The organism is Candidatus Binataceae bacterium (assembly GCA_036495685.1).
Lineage (GTDB): Bacteria > Desulfobacterota > Binatia > Binatales > Binataceae > JAFAHS01.
Genome location: DASXMJ010000118.1, coordinates 14,257 through 32,261, shown reverse-complemented (window position 1 = coordinate 32,261; position 18,005 = coordinate 14,257). Strand labels below are relative to the sequence as shown.

The 18,005-nt window shown below is 60.4% G+C and carries 16 protein-coding genes; 8 read left to right on the top strand and 8 right to left on the bottom strand.

Features of this window, described 5'->3' with window-relative positions:
• Nucleotides 1-9: 9 nt before the first annotated feature.
• Nucleotides 10-663, top strand: coding sequence for an FkbM family methyltransferase (locus tag VGI36_11985; GenBank protein HEY2485863.1), 654 nt, complete (start codon nucleotides 10-12; stop codon nucleotides 661-663).
• A 201-nt stretch (nucleotides 664-864) separates the two neighbouring features.
• Here the strand turns inward: VGI36_11985 and VGI36_11980 are convergent, their stop codons facing one another.
• Both VGI36_11980 and VGI36_11975 read right to left on the bottom strand, forming a co-directional pair.
• A complete protein-coding gene (locus VGI36_11980) occupies nucleotides 865-1,230 on the bottom strand; it encodes a hypothetical protein (protein HEY2485862.1) in 366 nt (121 codons plus the stop codon).
• 872 nt (nucleotides 1,231-2,102) lie between these two features.
• Nucleotides 2,103-3,242 (bottom strand): cobalamin-independent methionine synthase II family protein, encoded by a 1,140-nt coding sequence (locus VGI36_11975; GenBank protein ID HEY2485861.1) that lies wholly within the window; start codon nucleotides 3,240-3,242, stop codon nucleotides 2,103-2,105.
• Nucleotides 3,243-3,461: 219 nt separating this feature from the next.
• Between VGI36_11975 and VGI36_11970 the strand changes: the two genes are divergently transcribed.
• Nucleotides 3,462-4,601, top strand: a complete 1,140-nt coding sequence (locus VGI36_11970) for an amidohydrolase family protein (protein ID HEY2485860.1) — start codon at nucleotides 3,462-3,464, stop codon at nucleotides 4,599-4,601.
• A gap of 15 nt (nucleotides 4,602-4,616) precedes the next feature.
• Here the strand turns inward: VGI36_11970 and VGI36_11965 are convergent, their stop codons facing one another.
• From VGI36_11965 to VGI36_11955, 3 genes are all read right to left on the bottom strand, one after another.
• On the bottom strand, nucleotides 4,617-5,162 hold the full coding sequence (locus VGI36_11965; protein ID HEY2485859.1) for a pyridoxamine 5'-phosphate oxidase family protein: 546 nt from the start codon (nucleotides 5,160-5,162) through the stop codon (nucleotides 4,617-4,619).
• Nucleotides 5,163-5,333: 171 nt separating this feature from the next.
• On the bottom strand, nucleotides 5,334-6,341 hold the full coding sequence (locus VGI36_11960; protein HEY2485858.1) for a zinc-binding dehydrogenase: 1,008 nt from the start codon (nucleotides 6,339-6,341) through the stop codon (nucleotides 5,334-5,336).
• A gap of 73 nt (nucleotides 6,342-6,414) precedes the next feature.
• Entirely contained in the window at nucleotides 6,415-7,419 is a 1,005-nt protein-coding gene (locus VGI36_11955) for a peptidyl-alpha-hydroxyglycine alpha-amidating lyase family protein (GenBank protein ID HEY2485857.1), read from the bottom strand.
• A gap of 215 nt (nucleotides 7,420-7,634) precedes the next feature.
• On the opposite strand from VGI36_11955, the gene VGI36_11950 reads away from it, so the two are divergent.
• A complete protein-coding gene (locus VGI36_11950; protein ID HEY2485856.1) occupies nucleotides 7,635-8,192 on the top strand; it encodes a carboxymuconolactone decarboxylase family protein in 558 nt (185 codons plus the stop codon).
• Nucleotides 8,193-8,367: 175 nt separating this feature from the next.
• Here VGI36_11950 and VGI36_11945 read toward each other — a convergent pair whose 3' ends face one another.
• Both VGI36_11945 and VGI36_11940 read right to left on the bottom strand, forming a co-directional pair.
• On the bottom strand, nucleotides 8,368-9,402 hold the full coding sequence (locus VGI36_11945; GenBank protein ID HEY2485855.1) for a zinc-binding dehydrogenase: 1,035 nt from the start codon (nucleotides 9,400-9,402) through the stop codon (nucleotides 8,368-8,370).
• Nucleotides 9,403-9,441: 39 nt separating this feature from the next.
• Complete coding sequence (locus VGI36_11940; GenBank protein ID HEY2485854.1) at nucleotides 9,442-10,470, bottom strand: alpha/beta hydrolase; 1,029 nt, start codon at nucleotides 10,468-10,470, stop codon at nucleotides 9,442-9,444.
• Nucleotides 10,471-10,627: 157 nt separating this feature from the next.
• Here VGI36_11940 and VGI36_11935 point away from each other — a divergent pair, with 157 nt between their 5' ends.
• The 3 genes from VGI36_11935 to VGI36_11925 all read left to right on the top strand — a co-directional run bounded on the left by VGI36_11935 (nucleotide 10,628) and on the right by VGI36_11925 (nucleotide 13,847).
• Nucleotides 10,628-11,782, top strand: a complete 1,155-nt coding sequence (locus tag VGI36_11935; GenBank protein ID HEY2485853.1) for an amidohydrolase family protein — start codon at nucleotides 10,628-10,630, stop codon at nucleotides 11,780-11,782.
• A gap of 212 nt (nucleotides 11,783-11,994) precedes the next feature.
• A complete protein-coding gene (locus VGI36_11930; protein ID HEY2485852.1) occupies nucleotides 11,995-12,423 on the top strand; it encodes a VOC family protein in 429 nt (142 codons plus the stop codon).
• Between the two features lie 191 nt (nucleotides 12,424-12,614).
• On the top strand, nucleotides 12,615-13,847 hold the full coding sequence (locus tag VGI36_11925; GenBank protein ID HEY2485851.1) for a CaiB/BaiF CoA-transferase family protein: 1,233 nt from the start codon (nucleotides 12,615-12,617) through the stop codon (nucleotides 13,845-13,847).
• A 99-nt stretch (nucleotides 13,848-13,946) separates the two neighbouring features.
• On the opposite strand, the gene VGI36_11920 is transcribed toward VGI36_11925, so the two are convergent.
• Entirely contained in the window at nucleotides 13,947-15,698 is a 1,752-nt protein-coding gene (locus VGI36_11920) for a CocE/NonD family hydrolase (protein ID HEY2485850.1), read from the bottom strand.
• Between the two features lie 176 nt (nucleotides 15,699-15,874).
• Between VGI36_11920 and VGI36_11915 the strand changes: the two genes are divergently transcribed.
• The gene (locus VGI36_11915) at nucleotides 15,875-16,660 is read left to right on the top strand and encodes a 3-oxoacyl-ACP reductase family protein (protein HEY2485849.1); all 786 of its coding nucleotides are present in this window, start codon (nucleotides 15,875-15,877) and stop codon (nucleotides 16,658-16,660) included.
• 160 nt (nucleotides 16,661-16,820) lie between these two features.
• Nucleotides 16,821-17,936: an amidohydrolase family protein gene (locus VGI36_11910; protein HEY2485848.1), complete on the top strand. Its 1,116-nt coding sequence runs from the start codon at nucleotides 16,821-16,823 to the stop codon at nucleotides 17,934-17,936.
• The last annotated feature ends 69 nt before the right edge of the window (nucleotides 17,937-18,005 follow it).

Here is an 18,005-nt window from a genome sequence, read left to right as displayed (position 1 = left end):
GGCGCGCATCTGGGGGAGTTCTCCGCCGAGATCAGCCGACGTTCTGGTTGCCGATGCTACGGGGCCGAACCCCACCCTCTGTCATATTCACGCATCCGTCAATCCGACCTGGTGTCCGTCTTAAACTGTGCAATCACTCCGGTCGACGCTCCGGTTCGCTTGCACGTCTCCACCTATTCAGAGTCTCACAGTCTTCGGCCTCTACCGCGAAGGGGAATAGGTTCCATAGAGGTGGACGGGATCACCTTCCAGCGGTTCATGGAGACCTGCCGTATAGAGCAAATAAATTTGATGAAAGTCGATATCGAGGGTTCCGAGGTCGAACTTCTCCAAACCTTGCCCAATGACATCCTGGACCGGATAGATCAGATGACCGTCGCATTTCATGACTTCAAAACGGAATTCGATTTGACCTCCAAGGTCAGGGCCGCGCTCAACCGGCTGATAGATTTGGGTTGGTTGCCGATCGTGTTTTCGCGGAGAGATAACTCCGATGTGTTGCTTGTAAATCAAAAAAAGCTTGACCTGAGTTCGGTACAATTCGCCTACCTAAAATACGCGGCCAGATACGTGGATGGCTTCTTACGCGTTGTCGGAAGGAAACTCCGCGGCGGGAGACGCAACTCAACCCCACTCGAGGCGGCCGACGACCGCGCGGAATAGAGGCGGTTCACAAGACAGAGGTAGGAAAGCCGGGCGCGGCAACCAGAATTTCTTCGGAGAGCCTTCTGGCTCTGCAAGGAGTCCGGCCTCCAATCGCAGCCCCCTCACATCAAATCGATTCGAAGGGTCGGACGACAGGATTCGTGGCCGTTCAGGCCTAATTTTACCGACGTCGAGTAGTTCGCTACTGAGGGCGGGGCATCAACGCAACTGACTGATCGTCTTGCGAATTTCACGGTTGGTGACGCGCGCAACCAGCTGCAACCCACAATCCTCGTACATGAGCTTCATCAAGGGGTCGCCTTCGCACAGGCCGCACCTATTCACGTGAATCGTCTGTACGCCGGAATCGTTAGCGCCGTACCAGGGGCGGAACTTCGCCCGACAATTCCCGCAGTTAACCTCGAGCGTGCGGTCGGGGTCGAGCATCAGCCGTGAGGCAGCCAGACCCCTAACGACCGAGAGTCCCAGCGATTCGGCTCGCCCCGAGGGCGACGGTCGCTTCCAGCGGACACGGAGCGAGTGAACCCGCGGTCTCAGAAATTCACGCAAATTGGGTTCATCCACTTCTCCCCGAAACTTCCCAACTGCGTGAACCGGACGATTTTTGGACTCGCGGAAAGCAAATGACGATGCCGATGTCAGGGGTCCCGTATGTGATCGCGGAATCAGCCCCCATGGGCTGGGAATCCGGCGAAAACGCTCAAGCCACATTGTCAGGGCGACTCTGAATCGCTTGACCCTCGCCGAAATAATGGCGGGCCAACGGCTAACGCTTAGGACAATCGCGGTTAGCAACAGAGAAGCTAACATCCCAAGTATCGCACCACCCGCCTTTGCTCGGTAGGCCAGAGCTGAGAACTCATACGGCTTCACATTGAGCTCTTGGCGGCGAGGCGTCTCTCGGCTCATAGACCAATGCGCAGGATCGCGGTCGTATACTCCAACGAGACCACGAACGGGTCTCGGGGCAAGACCTGGACCCGGACACGAGCACCCGCTGGACGTTATCGGGCCGATTGATTGGGAACCCTAATCGAAGAGCGACGATCTCCGAGTTCTGTGACGCTGTAACAGCGGGAGAGGCTTGGGTCAGTTTGGGGGTGGGGTAAAACGCCACGCCGAGGTGGGGCGGAAATCCCATATCGCGCCGGCATCACGCAGATTGAGAAGCTCCTTCCGTCTCATGAGGTAAGCCGTCCCACTTTTTGTTGGAGCGGGCGGCGGTCGGCGTCGGTGAGGGTATCGCCACCGCTCTCGCATTCCTGACCGACTGGACGCTGCTTGCGCAGCGACGAACAGCTAATCAACGGCGCCCATCCTCACGATATGGCCGAGCTGCCGGCCGGTCGAATCAGAAACCGTCAATGCCCGCCGAGAGGCGTTGGCTCGACCTCGTAGAATCGAACCAGCAGAGGGCGCTCTATCGACTACTCGCGCTAGTTCTTCCACAGCTGCCGGGTGGCTAGGCGCGCGCCCTCGGCCATCGCATGGAACTTCGCCCAGGCAATTTTGGGATGGCCCACCCTGGTGCCCAGCCCACAATCAGTTCCGGCCATGAGGTTCTCGTGCCCTACCAGTGGTGCGTAGCGGAGCAGGCGCTCGGCCACCAGCTGCGGATGCTCGACAAAATCACTCGCGTGGCCAACCACCCCCGGCATCAGCGATTTCCCCTCCGGCAGCTTCACTTCCTCCCAGACCCGCCACTCGTGCTCGTGGCACGGATTGGAAGCCTCGATTGAGTAGCATTCGGCATTCACCTTGAGGATCAGGTCGACGATGTCTCTGAGCGCGATGTCATACTTGTGCGGACCGTGATAGCTCCCCCAACACATATGAAAACGAACACGCTCCGCGGGAATTCCGCGGAGCGCGTGATTGAGCGCTTCGATGCGTAAGGCTGCAAATTTGCGGTAAGCGGCTACATCCATTTCCGGATGGAGTTGCCACCCGTCGGCAAGGTCCGGGTCGTCAATCTGAAGAATCAGGCCTGCCCCCGTAATAGCGGTGTACTCTTCGTGCATGGCGTCGGCGATCGCTGAGAGATAGGCTTCGTCGCTCGGGTAGTACTTATTTCCTAGCCAGTGCTCGATCGTTCCCGGTGCCACCGCGGGCAGGAACGCCTCCTCGACCTTCACCCCCTTGAGCGCGTCTTTGAAGTTCTCGATGTCGCCACGCACCGCTTCCTGCCCCGTATACTTCAGCGGACCGTCGCACTCTGCCCCACCGATGCCGAAGTTGATTCTGGCGAAATACTCCGGGAATTCCGCCTCGTCCCGCCCCCAGATCTTGAATGCAGGTTGACCGGAATCGTTGCGGCGCTGTGAGATGCCGCTCAAGCGCTCGCGAGCGTAACTGGTAAAATTGACCTTCGAGAGCTCACCATCATTAACTATGTCGATTCCTGCGGCAGCCTGAGCCCGCACGACTTCCGCGACCGCACTTCGTACCTTCTGCTGCAAAGCATCCGGGTCGTCCGATCGTCCGCCCTGCTTGGCTGCCAGCATCGTCCGCAAGTCTTCGGGCCGGGGCAGGCTGCCTGCGTGCGAAACCAGGATGCGGTTGATGCTTCGCTTCATAGCCGGACTCCTTACGGTTAGGTCAATGCTTGCACGCGCTCCTGTCCGCCCCGGGGCCATCCGTGCTGACTAACTGAAGACTGATTTGACTTTGAATCGTCCTTTTTGCAGATTCGATTCAACATCACGGGCCGGGGTAAGTCGAATGAAGAGGTTGCTCTACTCGCCGGGCGCGCGCCGAAGCCGGGTAGCAAATCGCAGTTCAGGAGGAAACCGTCAATGTTGAAGCCGGTCCTCTCCGCCGATTCGCACGTAACTGAACCGCCCGACGCTTATCTGTCCCGCATCGACCGTCGTTTCAAAGACCGGGCGCCCCACATGCAACACGACAGCCGACGCGGCGACGTCTATGTTGTCGACGGTATCGACCGCCCGATCTCAGTGACTCTGCTTTCGGCGGCGGGCATAGATCCAGTCGCGATCGCGAATCTCGAACGCGTTAACCGCGGGTGGTTGCAGCGTGGCGGATGGGATCCGGCGGTACGCCTTGCCGACCAAGACCGCGATGGCATCGGCGCCGAAATCCTGTATCCGAGCGTCGGCATGGTGCTGTGCAAGCATCTCGACTACGACTACCGAAAAGCGTGCATGGACGCGTACAACCTGTGGCTGGCTGAGTTCTGTGCAACTCAGCCGGAGCGCCTGCTGGGGGTAGGCCAGGTCTCGCTGCGAACCGTAGACGATTCCATTGCGGAGGCGCGCAAGATCAAGGAGCTCGGACTGCGAGGCGTGATGCTCCCCGGGTGGCCGAGCGAGGAGGATTACGACAGCAGGCTTTACGACCCCTTCTGGGATGCGTGCATCGATCTCCGATTGCCGGTGACGTTCCATCATCTGGCCGGTCGTCGCAACCCGAATGAGACTACCGACAGCCCCTACTCGGACGGCAACCGCGGGGTGAATACCAAGTTGAACGGATGGATGAACCTGGTACGTGGCAACCAGGATCTACTGGCGATGTTCGTGTTCGGTGGTGTCTTTGAACGCCACCCCACGCTCAAGCTAATTTGTGCCGAAGCGGATGCCGGGTGGGTGCCACATTTTATGTACCGGATGGACTACGCCTACGATCACCATCGTCATCACATCAAGACCGAACCCTTGTCCAAGGCTCCCAGCGAGTACTTCCGTCACAACGTCTACCTCACGTTCCAGGATGATCTGATGGCCTTCAGGCTGCGCCATTTGTGTAACGTGCGTCGCCTGATGTGGGCGAACGATTTCCCGCATTTCGATTCAACCTGGCCCCGCTCGCGCGAGGTGATTCAAGAGCACACCGCTGAGCTTGACGAGGAGGAGCGAAATCTGGTGCTGCACGACAACCTGGTCGAGTGCTACGACCTCAACTTGCCAGCCTAGTCGGGACTGAAGAGACTACGAGTTCGAGCCAGAGCTCTCGAGCTTTGGCGCGGGGCTGCCGGGAGCGGAACTGAAGCCATCTGGCAAGTCGCGTACCGGTGTTATGACTATCGCGAGCCGGTCCCCGGTCTTGAAGCGCTCGGCCGAGGGACCCACCCCCAGCACGCGATTCTCCCAGTATTTCGCGTGCATGTCGGTGAGGATTTTCTTCTGCACGCCAGCATCCGGGGTGATCTCCGCCTTCCCGAGGAATGCCGGTCCTCCGGCCGTGCCGATCCAAACCAGCACTGGACTGCCACGTTTGATACGCTTGACCTTCCAGGTCTGCGGGCCGGTCTGGATCAATATTGCCTGGTTGTCGGCACTTAGCGTGAACCACACTGGCGCCGCCTTACTCTGATTGCCGTCTTTGCGGACCGTGGCGATGTAGATCAACTTGGCGTCGGCGAGCGCGCGCGCGTCGCGTGCGGAGATCTCGGCGCGGGCCGTTTGCGGCCCCACAAGCGCTGCCGCCAGCAGTGCTAATAGAAAAATTGATGTACGCTGTGTCTTTGCACGCATAACCAATCTCGTAGCGCCCCGCTCGGATTGTGGTCAAGTCGCCTTAAGTAAGGGAGCTACGACAGCTTAGGGCGGCCGAGGACTGGCAGGTCTCGAGGAGTGTAACTTGCCGTCGAACCCAAGCGTCGATGTCTCGCCGGTCGCCAGCTAAGCCATGCCGCAACCGCGGCCTTACTCGCTCTTCCAGTCCAAGGTCACTGCCATGAAGCGGGAGCGGTCGGCCAACAGGTTGGAATAAACTTCCGCTGCACTGAGGTAAGAAAAATTATTCCGTACCAGCGATGACACCTCAAGGCGCCCTGCGACGATCAGATCGAAGAACAGCTCGAAGTGGCGCCGATGAGTCCAGGGATTTCCCGGCGTCTCGGCCGCCGGATGAGTCATTTCGTGTGCGCCGACAATCGCGAAGCCGGGGAAATCACAAAGGTCATGGAAGTCGATCGTGGTCGGCCCGCGCGGACTGCTCAGGACGACCAAGCGGCCCTCGCGGCTCAGTACCTCGAATTGGGCAGGAATCAGCGTCGGGTCACCCGTCACTTCAAATGCAACATCGGCGAGCCGGCCGTGATTGCGCTCCTGCACAGTCTTTACCAGGTCGTCCGTGCGCGGATTGAGGCCGACGACCGCAGGGGATTTCACAAGTAGCTCCAGGCGCGAGTCGGCCAAGTCGATGCCGAAGACTTTGCGCGCGCCGGCCAATTCGCCCAAGCGGACCGCGAGTTGACCAAGGACGCCCAGGCCAAACACCACGGTCTCCCCCCAGACCAGCTTTCCGCGGCGGATTCCGTTCATCACGATCGCGGCAATTGCAAAAAGTGCGGCATCCGCGTCGCTCACGGCGGGCGGGACGCCCATGGCGCCGTGGGCGGGCGCGATCACCCACCGGGCATGCGGTGTGCGTGTCGCGACCCGCTTACCGATCCAATCCTTGTCAAGCCCTGCGCCGACCTCGACCACTCGCCCGATGTTCGAGTAGCCAGGCAAGAACGGAAAGCGCCCGTAATTCGCCCAGGCCGAACGCTCGGGAAACTGGCCGGCGAGAATGGTCAGTTCGGTCCCCATACTGATTAGGGTTACATGGGTCTCGATCAGGAGCTCAGCCTCGTGGGGTCGGGGCCGCTGGCGATTCTCGATCGTGACTTGGCGCGGACGCGGGAACACTACCGTTGGATTGTCCATTACGGTTACTTCCAGGTGTCAACGGTGATAGCCCGCCGTGGTTTGGCGGCGGTCAGAATGTTTGCGGTGGACGTCACACGTGGGTCTGACGTTCCGATTTCTTGACTTTTGCCAGACGCAGGAAGTTTCGTACCGGTCTGGAGGGCTTGAGCCTGCTGCCGAGGATGGTGTGAGACACTTCCGCGACGAGGATGTCGCCCTCTGGAGTGACTGCAATCCCGTGCGGAGCGACTAGCTGACCGCGACCGTCGCCCTGACCATTGTCGCACAGGCGCGCCTGCAGCCTTCCGTCGAGCGAGTAGATGCTGACGCGTGGGCCCATGCCTGGACGGTTCCATGCTTCCCAGAAATCCGCCAGCCCCTGTGTCCACCAAACCGAGCTGAGCTCACCGATGTAGCAGAGCTGCTCCGCACTGCGTGTGTCGATACACAGGCCGCACGGCATCGCCATCCCAGTCCAGATGTGTTCGAGCTTGCCGTTAGGCGTGAACACTTGCACTCGATTGTTGTGCCTGTCGGCGACATAGACATAGCCATCGCGGTCGGTGGCGATGTTGTGCGGCAAATTGAACTGGCCCGGGTCGTTGCCCGGCTGGCCCCATGAGTAGAGCAGGCGGCCATCCGGAGAATACTTGTGGACCTTGGGGTTGAGATACCCGTCGGAGACGAAGAGATCGCCGGTGTGCGGATTAATGGCGACGTGAGTGCACTGATTGAAAGGCTCGCCGCTCATCGCTCTGGCGGGCCGGCCGCTCACGCCGATCGTCATCAGGACCTTCCCGTCGCTCGTGCATTTTCGCACCGTATGGTCGAAAACATCGGTAAGCCAGACGCTGTCGTCTGGGCCAATCGTAATTCCGTGGGCGCGCGGGAACATCTCCTTGTCGCCCCAGCTCTGAAGGAACTTTCCGCTGCTATCGAGAACCACGACCGGGGTGTCCCCACGATTGAACATATAGACGCGGCTCTTGGAGTCGACGGCGACCCCGGCGATGTCGTAGGTCCACTTGTTGGGCATTTCGCCCCATTCTGCGATGACTTCGTAGAGGTGGTCGCCGCCGCCGGTCAGTAGTGACATGGCTTTCCTCCGTGTCGGTTTTCGATCCGCTCTCCCACCTGATGAGATCCTTCTTAGCACCTAGGCAGCGCGCGGCGTCAATCTCGTGACAGTGTAAGGCTTCGGGTGCCGGCGCTGGTAATTCGATGCGGAACCGATCTACAGAGGTGCAGACGCGCTGCTGCGGTGGCGCCGCACACCGAGGGCCGCCGACTACTACCATCCGGAGGGCTACAATGGCACTGCTACCCTATCTCGAGGACAAAGACGCTTCTCCCGAGGTTCTCAAGATTCTCAAATCCGGACGGATTGTGCTCAACGTACAGAGGATGACCGCCAACGCTCAGGGCATATTTCGTCAACGCAGCCGCTTGAGTAATGCACTCTTTACCCAGATCGCGATCGATCCAAAGCTCCGCGAGATAGCGATTCTTCGCACCGCCAAGGACTGCCATTCGGTCTATGAATGGACGCAGCACGTTCCGGCGGCAAAGCATGTTGGGGTGACCGACGAGCAGATTGCGGCCATCGAGAATTGGCAACCTGCCCACTGTTTCAGCGAGGTCGAGCGCTTGGTGCTGCAATTTACCGACGAGGTGAACGCGAACGTCAAAGCCTCGCGACCGACGCTCGAAGCCCTCAAGCGGCACCTGAGCGCGCAAGAAATAATCGAGTTGCTGATCATAATCGGTCACTGGCGGCAAACCGCCAGCATCCTGGAGACCACCGAAGTTGAGCTCGAGGACTTCGCCGGCAAGGTCGACATTCTCGAGGGAATGACGCCGCGCAAATAGTCCCCACAACGATCCTCATCGGCCGCGGGAGAAAAAGCGGCCGGCCAACCACCGAGACTCCGAAGACCCCAGGGGACAATGGCAGTTCTGCCGCAGGCTGGTTCCCTCCTGGTGCCTTCGTGTCTCGGTGGCCTTCCCGCTTAGCGAGGATATCCAACCAAAACGGCCGTGCGGGCTAGAACTGATTGATCACGCTGATGCCGACGTTTTCGAATTTGGACATCTGCTCGAGTACCCCGAATGCCTTCTCCAGTGGGATCGTCTCGGTGATCAATTTCCTGGGCTGCAGGAGCCCGCGCTCGACCATGCTCAGCATCGCGGGATAGCGGAACGACTGGATCGCGAGCGACCCCGAGAACTGGATTTCCTTGAACACGATCTGATCCACGGGCAGTGCGACTTCGCCGTTCTCGCTCTGCGTGGTGAGCCCGACCTGAACGTGACGACCGCGCTTGCGGAGACTTAGGACTGCGTTGCGGCAGGTGACGGCGATACCGAGCGCATCCACGCTGACGTCAGCACCCCCGCGAGTCAGTTCGATCACGGCCTTGACCGGGTCGGTCTTCTTGCCGTTGACGACATCGTTGGCACCAACCTGCTTGGCAAGTTCCAGCTTACGATCATCGAGATCGACCGCGATCACGCGCGCGCCGAGCGCCGAAGCGATCTGGATCACCGACAGCCCGACGCCGCCGCATCCGTACACCACCACCGTCTCATCGGCCTTGACCTGCCCCTGGTCAAGAATTGCGTGAAACGCGGTAACGTAACGACAGCCCATCGCTGACGCTTCCACGAAATTTACCTTGTCAGGAAGCGGCGCGTAGTTGTAGTCGGCGTGACTGAGGACACCGTAGCGTGCATATCCCCCCATCCCTGCGCCCATGCAGTGATTGGAATGGCCGGTGCGGCAGTCGTCGCATACGCCGCACCCTTGCGCGAGTGGAACCACCACCCGCGCGCCGGCCTTGAGTGTCTTTACGTCCTTGCCGACCTCTTCGATCACCCCGGCGAATTCGTGGCCCAGGATGGTGGGCATTCGGGGCTTGAACCCGATCCAACCCCAGTCACCCTGCCATAGATGCCAGTCCGAACGGCAGATGCCGCTGCCTTCCACGCGCACGATCGCCCCGTCGGGAGGGCACTTGGGCTCCGGCCACTCCTTCACCACCATGGGCTTTCCGATTTCTTCCATCACCATCGCTTTCATCGTCTGTGCACCTCGCTTGAATTGTAGTTTAAGCAGCGGTCAAACCGCGGCCGCATCCATGCACTCGTCAAAGAATCGGATCATGTCCAGCGTTGCTTCACGGGCTTCCGGAAGCTGCGCCATGATATTGAAGCCGTGCGACATCGCCTCGAACACATGAAGCTCCGCTTTGATTCCGGCGCGATGCACCGCGCGATGAAGCAGGACGGTCGAAGAGAGGAGAAAGTCGCGGGTCCCGGCCAGGAAGTAGGTCGGACAGAAGGCCGTGCTGAAGTCTGCATAGATCGGTGAAATGAGCGGGTCCTTCGGATCGTGGTTGCCGACAAACAGCGCGCTCGGTCCGGTGCCCTCGCGGGGGCGGGCTCCCGATAACGCGCTGTCGATTCCGTCGTTGGTAAACGTCGTGTCGCCGCCGTTCCCGCTCAGATCACAGGCCGGCGTGAGGATTCCCGCGGCCGCAGGCAAAGGAAGGTTAAGCTGGCGAAGCTTGACGACGGTCGTCGCCGTGTAGGTCCCTCCCGCCGAGGTGCCGAAGATTGCGATGGAACCGGGACGATGGCTCTCGAGCAGCGCGCGATAGACGGCGGTGGTATCTTCCAGGTTGGCGGGAAAGCAATGGTCCGGCGGAACCCGGTAATCCACCGCAATCACTTTGATCTGTCCCAGATGGGCGGCGACCGCGGCCTCCACGATCATTCCTTCACCATATACAAACGCGCCGCCATGGATATTCATCAGCACCCGATTCTGGTGCAGCGGTGCGATGCTTTTGGGAGTTACCACTGCGACCCGTGCTCCGTTCATGGTGGTGCGTTCAATCTTTACCGGGCAGAGAGGGAGAACCATCTCCTCCATCATCTTCATCATCCCGTTCACTTCGGCGATGTTCCTGCGCCACCCTTCCTTGTCTTGTGGGTCGGGATACTTGTCGGCGGACAATAAGTTGAGCCGCGGCATCGCGATGTATTGCTGCGCCTCGGGACTGACATGGGTAGGCATTGGGATCGTGCGGGGTCCCACTTCGAGCGGAGCATAGGCAGGGGCCGCGGCTTGCGATGCTCGTTCCATCTGGGGTTCTCCTCCGACCGGGACTAGTCCCAGTCCCCTTTCCCTGTCAATCGCGGTGAAACGGCAGCCTTGCCGTTAACACCGTGAGGTGCAATACATCCCATTAGGCGAGTGCCGCAAGACGAACAGCCTTCACTAAAATTCAGGAGGGACTCCAATGACAATGCGGGTGATTTCCGCCGACTCTCACATGATGGAGCCGGCCGATCTCTGGGAGAAGGGCCTCGATAACAAATTCCGCGATCGAGCGCCCAAAGTCGTTAAGAGCGAAAGCGGCAAGGGCTACCTTTTCATTGCGCCCGGGGTTCGGCCCTTTCCGGTGGCCGGCGGTTTCGGGATCGGTAAGAGCGGCGAAGAGCTGAAGGAGCATTTGAAGAAAGGCTACGAGGCGGCCCGTCCGAGCGGATGGGACCCGGCCGAACGAATCAAGGACCAGGACATCGACGGCGTGCAGGCCGAGGTGATCTATACGACGCTCGGCATGCCGCTGTTCGGTCTCGATGATGATGACCTGCGCCGCGCGTGTTTCTCTGTCTACAACGACTGGGTGGGGCAATTCCGCTCGTACAGCCCCAAGCGGCTGCATCCGGTCGCACTCATCTCCCTCGACGACATACCCCTGGCGGTCCAGGAACTGGAGCGCTGCGCGAAGCTGGGACTCAAGGGCGGGATGATCTGGGGAGTGCCGCCGGAGGACAAGCCCTACTATGCCGAGCTGTACGATCCATTCTGGGCCGCGGCGCAGGAAATGAAGATGCCACTGTCGCTGCACGTCATCACCCAGCGCGATCAGAAGGGGCGCAATCGGGACGAAAAGCGCGAGAACCGCGAGGAAAGCAATGTCCTGCTGGGCGGCGTCAAGATGCTGATCGGAACGATGCAGCCCGTGTATCAGGTGCAACGCACCCTCTCGAGTTTTATCTTCGGCAAAGTGTTCGAGCGCTTTCCAGAGCTTCGCATCGTGTCGGCCGAGAACGACACCGGCTGGATCGCGCATTTCATGTATCGCAGCGACCATATGTACGGGAAATTCGGCACTATGCGCGAGGACACCAAGCTCAAGATGCAACCGTCCGAGTACGTGCGCCGAAACGTCTGGGCAACCTTCCAGGACGACGCGATTGGGCCGATGACATATCGGTTCTTCGGCGAGGACAATTACATGTGGGCGTCGGACTTCCCGCATACCGATTCGACCTGGCCGAATTCGCTCAAGGTCATCCAGCAGGATTTCCAGGGGGTGCCGGAAGAGGTGACGCGCAAGATCGTATGCGACAACGCAGCCAGGCTCTACAACATCGATCTTAACTAACTGGAGCCACACCCCGACCAAGGTGCGATTTTTGACCGATTGAAGGGCCGCGCGCGTCGACACTGCTGCGGCCCTGTTTTTTTACAACGCTGGCGAATTATTTTGATCAGCGCCTGGACAAACGAGTCACCTCGAACCTTATGGCCTGAGGAATCTCGATTGTTGATCTGTTCTGCTTCAGGCGGAAGACCATCTTTTTTAAGGAGAATCTCATGAAAGGAATTTCGCATGTCGCGATCGGGGTCAGCGACATGGCCCGCTCGCTCCCGTTCTACCGCGATCTACTCGGCCTCGAGGTGATGCTCGATAGCGAAGAAAAGGTCGGGTCGGGCTCTCGTCACGCGGTTTACCTGCGCTGGGGTAAGGACGGCGGATTCCTCGTGCTCTCGCAAACCTTGGGCCGAGAGCCTTCGGGCAAGCCGCTGCGGCTTCATCAGGTCGGACTTCATCACTTCGCCTTCGGGGTGGACGACCTCGAGAAGAGGGTGGAGAAGCTCAAGAGCGCGGGGGTGAAGATCCTTGTGCCGCCGTACGCCGCCGATTCGGTCGCCTACGGTGAACAAGGGGGCGGAAAGGTGCTGACCTGTTTGTTCGAGGATCCCGACGGGACGATTCTGCAATTCGATCAACGGCAGCGTTGAGGCGCCGTTTGAACGTCCTCTAGGTTTTGTCGATCCGGATCAAGCTCGTCGGTTTTCCACTGGGGTGTCTCTTGCACTCGGCGGGGGGAAAAAGCGAGTCTCTGCCCAACGACCTCCGGCAGCTCCTAGCGGCGATCACCGCGCGAGGGAGAGCCAAGGCAACGCGGACATTTTTGGGGAGCTAGACTCGTATGGATCCAGACGCAGGAGCCCTCGCCGGCCTCAAAGTCATCGACTGCGCCACCTATGTCGCCGGACCGGCGGCCGCCACCATTCTCTCGGACTTTGGCGCCGATGTGGTCAAGATCGAACGGCCGCCGGATGGCGACCTGTGGCGCACTTTTTCCTCGGTTCCGGGATATCCGAGCACCGACTTCCACTACACCTGGCTTCTGACCAGCCGCAATAAACGCAGCATTGTGCTCGACCTGACCAAGACTGCGGGCCGCGCGGCGCTCCTGAAGCTGGTGGCCGGCGCGGACGTGTTCGTGACCAACTTCCAGCCCTCGCTGCTTGCAAAGTTCCAGCTGACTTGGGAAGACCTTCAGCCCGTCAATCCGCGCCTGATCTATGCCCTCATCACCGGATACGGCGAGAAGGGGGAGGATGCGGATGCGCCCGCCTACGATGGGCTCGCATACTGGGCGCGTTCCGGTCTGATGACGAGCGTAACCGGCGCGGATGGCAGCCCTGCCGGCGCACGGCCGGCGATCGGCGACCATCCGACGGCAGCAACCCTGTTCGGCGCGATCATGCTCGGGCTGTACAACCGCGAGCGCTGCGGCAAGGGTTCTAAGGTGAGCACCTCACTGATGGCGGCGGGTGCGTGGGCCAACAGTGTCGATATCCAGGCCAAGCTGTGTGCGGCCAGGTTTCCCGAGCGCAAGCCCGGCGCTCGTCCGATGAACCCTCTAATCGCCGCGTATCCCAGCAGCGATCAGCACGCGATGATCATCGCGCTGCTCGATCCCGAGCGCGAGTACGCTCGGCTGTGCGAGGCCCTGGGCGAACCCGATCTCGCCACGAGCCCGCTGTTCGCGACTGCACAGGCTCGCAGGGAGAACGCCGCCGAGCTGCACGCGATCCTGATGTCGCAGTTCGAATCGAAACCGTTAGGTCATTGGCGCGAGAAATTTCGCCTTCACGACATCAAATGGTCACCGCTGCCGACTCTCGACGAAGCGGTGCGCGATCCGCAGATGCGCGAATGTGGCGCGATCGTGAGTTGCGAGTATCCAGGCCACGGCGTAGTTGAAACCGTGAACAGCCCGATCTTCGTCGCCGAGAGCGAGAAGCAGAAGCCGCGTGTGCCACCCGAATACGGAGCACACACCCGCGCAATTCTCAAGGAAGCAGGATACAGCGCGGCGGAGATCGACCGGCTGATTCAGTCCGGCGCCGCGGTCGCCAGCGACCAGAAATAAAACTTCAAGCCTCGCCCACGACCGGAGGACGAGTGCTCCCTTTCGAGACACCGGTGAGGCTCGTTCGGCTCAAGGCGGGCGCATAAAAGTTGTCATCGCTTAGCGCGGGATTACGGGAAGCACCACGTGCGACTGATTGCGCTCGGAGTGAAACACGCTTTGACGCGCCGACTTGAGTTCGCGGTCGGTTAAGAGGTCATTACCGGTATTGGCGTTGCGGTCGTAGCGCGGGAAGTTGCTCGAGGACACCTCCAGTCTAAGCTGATGCCCCGCCTTGAAGACGTGGCTCGTCGACCATAAATCGATCGCGTAGTCGTATACGGTCCCCGGGGTAATCAGTGTCGGAGCCGACGCTGAATCGCGAAAGCGCGCGCGAACCACGCCTTCCGCGATATTCTGCGCGTAACCATCCGTGCGCACGTCGATCAGCTTCGCGACAAAGTCAGTATCGCGCGCCGACGAGGCGGCACACAGTCGCATCGAGACGGGCCCGGTCACTTCGAGATCCTTCGCCAACGGCTCGCCCGTATAAACCAGGACGTCCGCGCGTTGCTCGTTTTGGGATTGATCGTACACTCCCGGCGGTAGTCCCAAGGTGGTCCCGCCACGCGTGGGAACCGGATCGTTCGGGTCATAGAGGTATTCGTCGGCCGGCTCGTCACGCGGGACCTCGAAGGACAGCGCTCCGTCACCCCGGGTCGAGTTGGCGTGGCCGCGGCTGTGCAAGAAGAGCTTGGTGTAGTTGGTGCGTGCGAGTGGCCACTCGCGCTCGTCGCGCCACCGGTTCTCGCCCATCACGAAAATTCTGACCGGCGGCTCATCGAGGATTTGGCTTTCGGTTCCACCCAGCCAATGGCGAAGAAACCGCTCCTGGTCGGCGAGCAGTTCGACTTTGGCCTCCGGACCGAAATCGATATCGCCGGTGCCGTGCGAGGTCGGCACCGAATACGGCAGAAGATGTGCCCAGGGCCCCATGATCAGACGCTGTCCGCGGCGCGCTTTTTCGCTGCGCGCATCGCGGCGCATCTGCGTGTACATGGCGAGAGTGTCGAACTGGAACGCATCGTACCAGGAACCGATATGCATTGCCGGCGCCGTCACGTTCTTGCATAGGGGCCGCAAGTCGGTCTCACCCCAGTACGGTCCCGCTTTCCAGTTCTTGAGCATATCGACGAGATAGGGTGCGCCCTCGTTAAGCCGTTCGGCCCAATCGGTCACCGGCAGATGAAGGTAAACCTCGTTCTTGAGCGCGCTCAGTGGAATATCGGGGCGTGCGAGATAGCTGTCCAGGCGCTCCCGGTGCGCGTCGTAAATGCCCTTGCGCAGCAGCGTGTTGCGCGCCATGAAGGTGAAGTAACAAAGCACCCAGCCCAGCTCGAACACGCCGCGGCGGTAGAGGCAGTTCTCAAAATAGGTCACCGGTCCCGAGACCGGACAGGTTGCCAGCAGGTGTGGGGGCGCCTTAATCGCTGCAGAGTACTGCACCAGCGCTAGGTACGATTGTCCCACCATCCCAACCTTCCCGTTCGACCAGGGCAGCCCCGCGGCCCATTCGATCGCGTCGTAGCCATCAGCCGCCTCGTGGACGAACGGATAGAACTCGCCCTCCGAGCTGAACCGTCCGCGGGTGTCCTGCACCAGTAGAACGTAGCCGCGCGGGGGGAAGTAATCCTTCTCGGTAAGCGCGAGCTCCTGGCTCTTGTCATACGGCGTGCGCATCACGAGCACCGGGTACTTGCCGGCTGCATCGGGGCGGTAAACGTCCGCGTGCAGCGCTACCCCGTCACGCGTACGCATCGCGAGGTTCTTCTCAACGACGACTTTGTATTTGGGTTCGCTTCCGGTAGCCATTAAACAGCCTCCCTGCGGACGAGTGTCAATCGCGGCTGGCGGCGGTCGCGGCGCGCATCATAATCTCTCTAGATCGGTTTATCCTCGAATTGCCAGCGATCGGGCCGGTTTCGGTCTTTCACCGGCTGGCAAGGTTGTCGGCGCCGCAACAAGTCTTTGGTCTTGGAGAACGCAACATGACGACTGAACGATCCGAAACGAGTTCGTTTTCCGCAGCGCTCGCCGATCGAGTGGCAATCGTCACCGGGGCAGGGCGAGGAATCGGCCGCGGCATTGCCCGGTGTCTGGCCCGGGCTGGCGCCGAGGTCGTGGTAGTTGAGCAGGCGGAGGACCGGATTGCGGCGGTACTTGCCGAAATCGAGGGTCTGGGCAGGCGGGGGCTTGGAGTTTCTGCGGACGTTGCGCGGGCCGACGATGTGAGACGCGTCGTGCGAGAGACGCTGGAGCGGTTTGAGAAAATCGACATCCTGGTAAACAACGCCGGCGTGCTGGTGGTGAGGCGGATGATCGAGCAAACCGAAGAAGATTGGGATCGCGTCCTGGACGTCAATCTCAAGGGAGCGTTTCTGTGCTGCCGCGAGGTGGTTCCGGAAATGATCACCCGTAAGCGCGGGGCGATCGTAAACATTGCCTCGATTGCGGCCTTCCACGTCACGGTTCCGCATGTCCCGTACGCGGCATCGAAGGCCGGAGTGGTAGCGCTCACCCGCGACCTGGCCTATGAAGTCGGCCGCCATGGGATTCGCGTTAATGCCATCGCACCCGGCCCGATCGAAACGCCGATGGCGCGCATTTCCAGCGAGGAACAGCGCCAGCGCATCGCCGCAAATATTCCCTTGGGCCGTATTGGCCAGCCCGAGGACATCGGGAATGCGGTCGTGTTTCTTGCTTCCGACACAGCGAGCTTCATCACGGGGGCTACCCTGCCGGTCAGCGGGGGCGCGGACCTACACGTCGCATAACCGACCTCTGCTCGCTTTGGACGGCGATTAGTCGGATGCGACGCAGACCAAGGGGGCGAACCAGCGGTGTGCGTTCTTCCTCGGTTTGCGCTAAGGAGGAAAAGTCGCACAATATTTCTAAGCCCATTCGACTGCATTGCCAGCGAGGAGGGAACGAACCGTGTCAGATGGCAGGCTCATATCGGCAGATTCGCATTTCGTCGAACCGCCCACCATGTGGGCCGAAAGACTCGATCGAAAATTTCGCGACCGGGCACCGCGCGCGGTCAAGCTCGAGGGCCGGCCCGGCGAATATTTCGTCTGCGAAGATCTGGCGCCTGCGCCCATCGCGGCGTTTTTCAGTGCGGGAGTGCCAGCCGAGGAAATCCAGGAATTCATGAAACGCGGCTTCGCCGAGGCTCCCAAGGCGGTCCACGATCCGGCCGAGCGTATTCGGGATCAGGATCGCGACGGCGTAAGTGCCGAGGTTATCTACACCTCGATGGGGATGCCGCTGTTCGGCCTCGGCGATGCCGAGTTTCGGGCGGCATGTTTTCGCGCGTTCAACGATTGGGCAACCGACTATTGCGCCTACGATCTCAAGCGTTTGATCCCGCTCGGGCTTATCACCCTGGAAGATATACCCGCCGCGGTTGCGGAACTTGAGCGCATCAAGACGCGCGGCATGGCGGGAGCGATGATCTGGGGCGATGCGCCCATGGACCGGCCCTATTCACTGCCGGATTACGATCCGTTTTGGGCAGCAGCGCAGGACCTCGACATGTCGCTCTCGCTGCACATTCTGACCGGCGCCAAAGGGACCGCCGGGCATGCGAGCAAGGTGGTCAACCCCGAGATGCGCGGCATCGAATTTATGTCGGGGCTCATCTCGATGGTTCATCCTATCGAGCGCTCCCTGACCTCGATGGTCTTCGGCAAGGTGTTCGAGAAATTTCCGCGTCTGAAAATCGTGTCGGCCGAGAACGACGTGGCCTGGATTCCCTTCTACCTTTTTCGCATCGACAAATATGGGTCGCGCGGTTTCAAGCTGCCGCTCAAGCCCAGTGAGTACATCAAGCGGCAGGTCTACGCGACTTTCATCGATGATCCGGTGTTCGTAAATCTGCTCGACTGGTACCCGTCGGACAACATCATGTGGTCATCGGATTATCCGCATCGGCAGGCAACATTTCCACGCTCGCGGGACTATGTGGCGAACCATCTGAGCACGATCTCGGAGCTGGATCGGCGCAAGATCGTGCGCGATACGGCCGCAAAACTGTACGGACTGAATTAGTGGTTGTTCGGAACCGATAAGTCGCGCGCGGCGCGACAATGGCAGTCACGGGACGCTACGACGCACCAG

What these genes read in the sequence shown, in the direction of transcription:
- VGI36_11925 (HEY2485851.1), top strand. Translation starts at nt 12,615, where the DNA reads ATGGATCCAGACGCAGGAGCCCTCGCCGGCCTCAAAGTCATCGACTGC.
- VGI36_11935 (HEY2485853.1), top strand. Translation starts at nt 10,628, where the DNA reads ATGACAATGCGGGTGATTTCCGCCGACTCTCACATGATGGAGCCGGCC.
- VGI36_11915 (HEY2485849.1), top strand. Translation starts at nt 15,875, where the DNA reads ATGACGACTGAACGATCCGAAACGAGTTCGTTTTCCGCAGCGCTCGCC.
- VGI36_11965 (HEY2485859.1), bottom strand. Translation starts at nt 5,162, where the DNA reads ATGCGTGCAAAGACACAGCGTACATCAATTTTTCTATTAGCACTGCTG.
- VGI36_11945 (HEY2485855.1), bottom strand. Translation starts at nt 9,402, where the DNA reads ATGAAAGCGATGGTGATGGAAGAAATCGGAAAGCCCATGGTGGTGAAG.
- VGI36_11950 (HEY2485856.1), top strand. Translation starts at nt 7,635, where the DNA reads ATGGCACTGCTACCCTATCTCGAGGACAAAGACGCTTCTCCCGAGGTT.
- VGI36_11960 (HEY2485858.1), bottom strand. Translation starts at nt 6,341, where the DNA reads ATGGACAATCCAACGGTAGTGTTCCCGCGTCCGCGCCAAGTCACGATC.
- VGI36_11920 (HEY2485850.1), bottom strand. Translation starts at nt 15,698, where the DNA reads ATGGCTACCGGAAGCGAACCCAAATACAAAGTCGTCGTTGAGAAGAAC.
- VGI36_11970 (HEY2485860.1), top strand. Translation starts at nt 3,462, where the DNA reads ATGTTGAAGCCGGTCCTCTCCGCCGATTCGCACGTAACTGAACCGCCC.
- VGI36_11930 (HEY2485852.1), top strand. Translation starts at nt 11,995, where the DNA reads ATGAAAGGAATTTCGCATGTCGCGATCGGGGTCAGCGACATGGCCCGC.
- VGI36_11975 (HEY2485861.1), bottom strand. Translation starts at nt 3,242, where the DNA reads ATGAAGCGAAGCATCAACCGCATCCTGGTTTCGCACGCAGGCAGCCTG.
- VGI36_11955 (HEY2485857.1), bottom strand. Translation starts at nt 7,419, where the DNA reads ATGTCACTACTGACCGGCGGCGGCGACCACCTCTACGAAGTCATCGCA.
- VGI36_11940 (HEY2485854.1), bottom strand. Translation starts at nt 10,470, where the DNA reads ATGGAACGAGCATCGCAAGCCGCGGCCCCTGCCTATGCTCCGCTCGAA.